Consider the following 1,877-nt stretch of genomic DNA (forward strand, 5'->3'; position numbering starts at 1 on the left):
CGGCCTGGAGCCTGTTGGCGGCGCAGGCGCTGATCCGGGCACCGGAACAGGCCGGGCTGCGGGTGAACGGCGCCGAGGTCGCCGGGCCCTTCGTGCAGCTGCTGGAGCAGGACACGCCCGGCGGCGGCTATGCCATCACCGCGTCCGGCGGCAGGCCGGCCGATATCACCCTGACCACCCTGGGCATCCCCCGGACTCCGCCGGCCGCGGGCGGCACCGGCTACAGCATCAGCCGCAGCTATTACGGCATGGACGGCCAGCCGATCGCGGGCAGCGACTTTGCCGTGGGCGACCGGTTTGTCACCGTGCTGCGGGTGCAGTCCTTCGAAGCGGCCGGGGCGCGGCTGATGATCGACGATCCGCTGCCGGCGGGGTTCGAGATCGACAATCCGAACCTGCTGCGCTCGGGCGATGTCGGCGCGCTGAACTGGCTGACCCTGTCCGAGGCGCGGCACAGCGAATTCCGCGCCGATCGCTTTCTGGCGGCGGTCGATCTGCGCGGCACCGATCCGGTGACGCTGGCCTATGTGGTGCGCGCGGTGACGCCCGGCAGCTTCCACCATCCGGCGGCCTCGGTCGAGGATATGTACCGCCCCGCCTATCGCGCCCGCAGCGAAACCGGCAGCATAAGGGTGACGCCATGACCGAAAGCACCACCATTGCCATGGCCCATTGGCGCCGGCTGGACCGCGAGGGCACCGACCGCTGCACCTTGGCGCAGGTCCATATGGGCTGGATGTTGTCGGGCCAGGCCATCTGGCGCGATGATGGCGCCGAATCGACCCTGACCTACGCGGTGCGCTGTGGCCCGGACTGGCGAAGCCTGTCGGCGGATATCACCGGCAATTGCAACGGCCGGCGGGTCAATATCCGCATCGCCCAGGGCGCCTCGGGCTGGGAGATGAACAACGAACCGCAAGAGGTGGATGACGACTGCCTCGATATCGATCTCAGCTTTACCCCCGCCACCAACCTGCTGGCGATCCGCCGGCTGGCCGCGCGCGGCAATGGCGATAGCAGCTGCGCCGCGGTCTGGCTGGTGCCCGAACTCGACCGGCTGGAACGGCTGGACCAAAGCTATACCCGCCGCGACGACGGCTATGACTATACCGCCTCCACCGGTTTCAGCGCGCGGCTGGCGGTACATCCGACCGGGTTTGTCACCTGCTATCCCGGCTATTGGGACGGCTGGGTGGATGACTGAACGCTCCCGCGTACCCGCCGCAACCGCCGCGTTCCTCCTTGCCTTCACCCTCTTCGCCCTTGCCACCGGCCGCGATGCCGTCGACCGCTGGGTCGCCGCCACCGCTCTGCCGCCGACACTGGGCGAAACCTCGGTCGAGATCCGCGACCGAACCGGCGCGCTGCTGCGCGCCTTCCAGGTCGGCAACGGCATCTGGCGGCTGGCGGTGCAGCCCGACCAGGTCGATCCGCGCTATCTGGCGCTGCTGGTGCGCTACGAGGACAAACGGTTCTGGACCCATCGCGGCGTCGATCCGCTGGCGCTGCTGCGCGCGGGCTGGCAGGCGCTGCGTCATGGCGGCCCGGTTTCCGGCGGTTCGACCCTGACGATGCAGGTGGCGCGGCTGCTGGAAGACGGCAGCACCGGGCGCTGGGCCGGCAAGCTGCGCCAGATCCGGGTGGCGCTGGCACTGGAACGGCGGCTGGGCAAGCGCGACATCCTTGCGCTCTACCTGACCCATGCGCCGTTCGGCGGCAATCTCGAAGGGCTGCGCGCCGCCAGCTTTGCCTGGTTCGGCAAGGAGCCGCGCCGCCTGACCGCAGCGCAGGCGGCGCTGTTGGTGGCATTGCCGCAGGCGCCGGAATCCCGCCGCCCCGACCGCCACCCGGAGATTGCCCGCCAGGCCCGCAACCGG

General features: G+C 70.1%; 3 protein-coding genes. All 3 read left to right on the forward strand.

Translation table 11 applies throughout. The features are described from left to right. Positions 1 to 644: alpha-2-macroglobulin family protein (locus CVM52_RS25440; RefSeq protein WP_503128406.1), on the forward strand; the 644-nt coding region annotated here is incomplete at its 5' end. Next, a complete protein-coding gene (locus tag CVM52_RS25445; RefSeq protein ID WP_100165034.1) occupies positions 641 to 1,204 on the forward strand; it encodes a putative glycolipid-binding domain-containing protein in 564 nt (187 codons plus the stop codon). The genes CVM52_RS25440 and CVM52_RS25445, both read left to right, overlap by 4 nt. Then, the coding region (locus CVM52_RS25450) for a transglycosylase domain-containing protein (protein WP_205965034.1) at positions 1,197 to 1,877 on the forward strand (681 nt) is incomplete at its 3' end. The genes CVM52_RS25445 and CVM52_RS25450, both read left to right, overlap by 8 nt.

The sequence above is a fragment of the Pseudooceanicola lipolyticus genome, assembly GCF_002786325.1.
In the GTDB taxonomy this organism is placed as follows: Bacteria; Pseudomonadota; Alphaproteobacteria; order Rhodobacterales; family Rhodobacteraceae; genus Pseudooceanicola_C; species Pseudooceanicola_C lipolyticus.

Excerpts from the sequence above, each read along its gene's own strand:
- CVM52_RS25445 (WP_100165034.1), top strand. The coding sequence starts at position 641 with ATGACCGAAAGCACCACCATTGCCATGGCCCATTGGCGCCGGCTGGAC.